This is a genomic window from Acidisoma sp. L85, assembly GCF_009765865.1.
Taxonomy (GTDB): Bacteria; Pseudomonadota; Alphaproteobacteria; order Acetobacterales; family Acetobacteraceae; genus Acidisoma.
Genome location: NZ_LMUQ01000061.1, coordinates 602,239 through 606,174, shown reverse-complemented (window position 1 = coordinate 606,174; position 3,936 = coordinate 602,239). Strand labels below are relative to the sequence as shown.

Genomic DNA, 3,936 nt, shown 5'->3' with positions numbered 1-3,936 from the left:
GAACAGCGTGAAGTCCATCGCCACGCCCGGCTGATACGTCATGTTCGTGAGTGGCGGATAAATGGTCCAGCCCACGCCGGACCCCGCGCCTATCACCAGCCCCAAAGTCGCGAAAATGAACGCCGGCGGCAGGAACCAGAAGGCGAGGTTGTTCATCCGCGGAAAGGCCATGTCGGGCGCGCCGATCATGAGCGGGATGAACCAGTTGCCGAAGCCGCCGATCAGCGCCGGCATGACCATGAAGAAGATCATGATGAGGCCATGCGAGGTCACCACCGCGTTCCATTGCTGGCCGCTATGGAAGACCTGCATGCCGGGGGTCATCAGCTCCCACCGCATCAGCATGGAGAGCAGGCTGCCGACGACGCCCGTGGTGACCGCAAAGGTCAGGTAGAGCGTGCCGATGTCCTTGTGGTTCGTGCTGAACAGCCAGCGCTCGGCGAAACCCGGCGTGTGGTGATGGCCGTGATCGTCATGGGCATGGGCATCGTGACCCGGTTCCCCATGCGGTGCCGGCACCGGATCATGCGTCGTGAAGGACATGTGTGCTCCTTGGGCCGGCTATCAGCCGCTAGCGCGTCGTAGAAGTCGTCGTCACGGCGTCGGCGAGGCGTACGGCCGGGGCAGGACTGCCGGGAACCGGGGACGCCATGGCGGAAACCGCCGCCTGAGTCTTCTTCACCCAGGCGTTGTACTGGTCGAGTGGCAGTCCCACCACGTCGATCGGCATGGAATCGTGGTTGGTGCCGCAGATCTGATTGCATTCGCCATAGAACAGTCCGGTGTGATCGACCCGCACCCAGGTCTCGATCAACTGCCCGGGCACAGCGTAGCGCTGCACGCCCAGGCTCGGAATGAAGAAGGCGTGCAAAACGTCCCCGCTGGCGATGAGGATTCGGATGTCCTTGTTGATCGGCAGCACCAAAGGATGGTCCGCCGCCAGTAGTCGCGGCTGTCCCGGCTTCAGCTTGTTCTCGGGGATCAGGTAGCTCGTGTAGTCGAGCCCGTTCTCGCCTGGGTAGGTATATTCCCAATACCACTGATGGCCCGTCACCTTCACCGTCATATACGGATCGTGGGTGCGATCCTCATAGAAGACGAGCCGAAAGGAGGGGATCGACATGGCGATGAGGAAGAGGATCGGCGTCAGCGTCCACAGCACCTCGATCACCGGATTATGGGTGGTCTTGGTGGGCACCGGATGCCGCTTGGCGTCGAAGCGCCACATCACATAGACCAGCAGCCCCGCCACCAGCAGCAGTACGATGAGCAGCCAGGCCATCAGATAGAGGTTGAGCCAGACGATATCGTGCTCGACCGGGCTATGGGATGGCTGAACCCACCACTGCCATGGCTTGGGCTGCACGATGACACTGCCCGGCGGCAGGTCCACATTTTGAGCATAGGCGGCCGCCGGAGCCAGCAGCGCGAGCATCGCGCCGCCGCAAACTCCGCGCAGACGCCGCATCAACTGTGCCAATCCATCCTCCATGCGACGCCGTGGCTGTCCGCGAAATCCACGCTCATGAAGTAGACCGAGCCGGACCGCGGATCAACCGAGCGTAGCGCGTCAGAGGGTGGCCGACAGAGCCTCCAGCTCGCGCTCGCGAGGAGCAGCGGCTTCGGCGACAGGCACGGGCAGGTGAACGAGGGTGAAGATACCGAACGGCCGCACAGGCAGCGAGCGGGCCCGGGCGCGTTCCTCGGGCGTAAACAGCGCCTCGGTGGCGAAGTCGGGATGCCAGCCAAGCGCATGGGAAGCCGGCGCCATCGCCTTCTCCACCCAGCGGCGCGGGCCACGCTCGGCGATGAAGTGGTTCACGAACAGGATATGTCCGCCGGGCCGCACCAGCCGCCGCAACTCCGCCATCAGCCGCCGCGGATGCGGTACGACAGAGGCGACGAACATGCCGACCGCGATATCGAAGGAGTGATCGGCGAGCCCGGTCGCCTCGGCATCGACCTCATGCAGGCCCAGAACATGGTCAAGGGCAAGCTTGCGGGTGCGATTGCGTGCGCGGTCAAGCATTTCGGCGGAAAGGTCGATCCCGGTCACCCGCTTGGTGCGATCATAATGCGGCAAAGCGAGACCGGTGCCCACGCCGACTTCCAGCACGTCCTTCCCCGGCAGGTGGTTGACCATCGCCACCGCGCGCTTTCTCCCGGCGGAGGAAATCAGCCCGAAAACGCCGTCGTACACTCCTGCCCATCGCCGGTAAGCGGCGCGCACTGCCTCCGAATCCATAGCGGAGTGAGGACGATGAGTCTGCGTCTCGGAAGCCTGCATGGAGTTCTGTCGCCCGATTGGAAGGCGGAAGAGGGACGTTCCTCTGGCGCGTGATGATCGCGTCGGTTGCTCGGCCATTAACAGCCTTCCGCCGCCGTGACCAGCCGCCAGCCAGTCGAAAGAGGTATGGGGCGCAGCGCCGGATCCGCAATCACGCGCGGCAATTGTCCGACCCTTTCGCGAAACTCCGTGACCGCGGCACGATCCGCCTCGATCCGCGCGGCAATGGCGGGGGAGGCGATAATGGCGTGCCGGCTCCCGGCAGGCGCGGTCTCCCAGGCGCGGCAGAGGGCCGCCAAGGCTGTTAGCGACTCGGCGTGACCGCCGGTCAAAACTTCGTGCATGGGCGGATGGAGGCGCGGCCGCAGGATCTCGGCCAGGCCAAGCGCGGAAAAGCCGAGCAGCCGAGGTTTCAGAGGATCATCGGCTAAAGCCTCGGTTAAGGCAGCCGCGAGAGCCGCGCGATCCTTGACCGAGAGCCCGGCGGGATCGACCAGGATCGCGCCGCCGAGGTTGCGCAGCCGGATCTGCCGCGCGATTTCCGGCAGCAGCCGGCGGTTCAGTGCACGCTGCGCCTGCCCCTTCGGCAATCGTTCCCCGGAAGCGCCCCCGGCATCGACATCGATCGCGGTCAGCGCGGGCGTCGGAGTGACCGTGAGGCGCGCGCCGCTAGGCAGGGCGACCTTGGGCGATTCGAGCGCCTCGAAGACCTCTTGCACAGTGTCATCGGGCACATCGTCTCTACGCAGACGCTCGCGCAAGGCGAAGGGAAGGGTTGCTGCGAGGCCAGGCCGATCGACCAGAATTGTCGCTTCGGGATGCAGCGCGGCCAACCGCTCGACGGCTCCGGGCCCGCGCGCCAGGCGCCTGAGAGGACCGTCTGAGGGAACTTCCGTGCGGGCCAGGCGAGCGCCTTTGCCTCCTTGCGGCGCTCTCGTGACCCAGACGGTCAGCCAATCCCCCTCGCGGGCGTCGCGCCCCCCGGCGGAATCCGGCAGAAACCCGTCCGCGGCACCTTCGGGCAGAGCCACGAAAGCGCCGGCCATGGCGGGCAGGCGGGTGGCGAGCCGGCCGACAAAGACATCTCCGACGGCGGGTCCGCCGCCCGGCCGCTCCACCGCGCAGTCCAGCGCGCGCCCGCTCCGTTCCGCGAAGGCCACGGCCCGGATTTCGCCAGGCGTGCCGACTGCGAGGATGCGGCTGGCTCGGGTCAGTGGATCTCCTCACCCGGCAGGCTGCCCCAGAAGGCGGCGCGGGGTAGCCAGCCGCGATGATGTGCCACGCGGACACGGCACCAGGCGGCGCCGGCATCGCAGCGCTCGATACTGCCGATGACGCCAGGCATGAGATCGGCCTCGGCATTCGCGCTGTCGAGCGGCCGGTGACGCATCACCACCGGATCCTGGCCGATCACCACAAAACGGCGGCCGCCCACCAGGGTCGCCTCATGCACCCAGCCCTTGGTGCCATCGACATCCACCACGAGGCGCCAGACGTCATATTCCCGCAGCACTTCAACCGGCAGGCCGACGCGGTGATAGACCCATTGGATCGGATAGGCGTCGCCAGGACCCACGCGCATATTCACCGCGTCGGCCCGCAACGACACGAAGCGCGGCAGCGGCAGACCTGTGGCACTGCCGATATGC

At 66.2% G+C, this 3,936-nt stretch carries 5 protein-coding genes; all 5 read right to left on the bottom strand.

The features are described 5' to 3' along the window. Positions 1-543 (bottom strand): cbb3-type cytochrome c oxidase subunit I (locus GSQ83_RS21210; protein WP_174246704.1); only part of this gene is annotated, 543 nt, incomplete at its 3' end. Positions 544-571: 28 nt separating this feature from the next. Then, positions 572-1,480: a cytochrome c oxidase subunit II gene (coxB, locus tag GSQ83_RS21205; RefSeq protein ID WP_254065818.1), complete on the bottom strand. Its 909-nt coding sequence runs from the start codon at positions 1,478-1,480 to the stop codon at positions 572-574. 90 nt (positions 1,481-1,570) lie between these two features. After that, on the bottom strand, positions 1,571-2,287 hold the full coding sequence (locus GSQ83_RS21200) for a class I SAM-dependent methyltransferase (RefSeq protein WP_158804829.1): 717 nt from the start codon (positions 2,285-2,287) through the stop codon (positions 1,571-1,573). 77 nt (positions 2,288-2,364) lie between these two features. Further along, entirely contained in the window at positions 2,365-3,447 is a 1,083-nt protein-coding gene (locus GSQ83_RS21195) for a ribonuclease E/G (protein ID WP_158804828.1), read from the bottom strand. Positions 3,448-3,497: 50 nt separating this feature from the next. After that, a partial coding sequence (locus GSQ83_RS21190; RefSeq protein ID WP_254065817.1) for an SH3 domain-containing protein occupies positions 3,498-3,936 on the bottom strand: 439 nt, incomplete at its 5' end.

What these genes read in the sequence shown, in the direction of transcription:
- GSQ83_RS21200 (WP_158804829.1), bottom strand. Translation starts at nt 2,287, where the DNA reads ATGCAGGCTTCCGAGACGCAGACTCATCGTCCTCACTCCGCTATGGAT.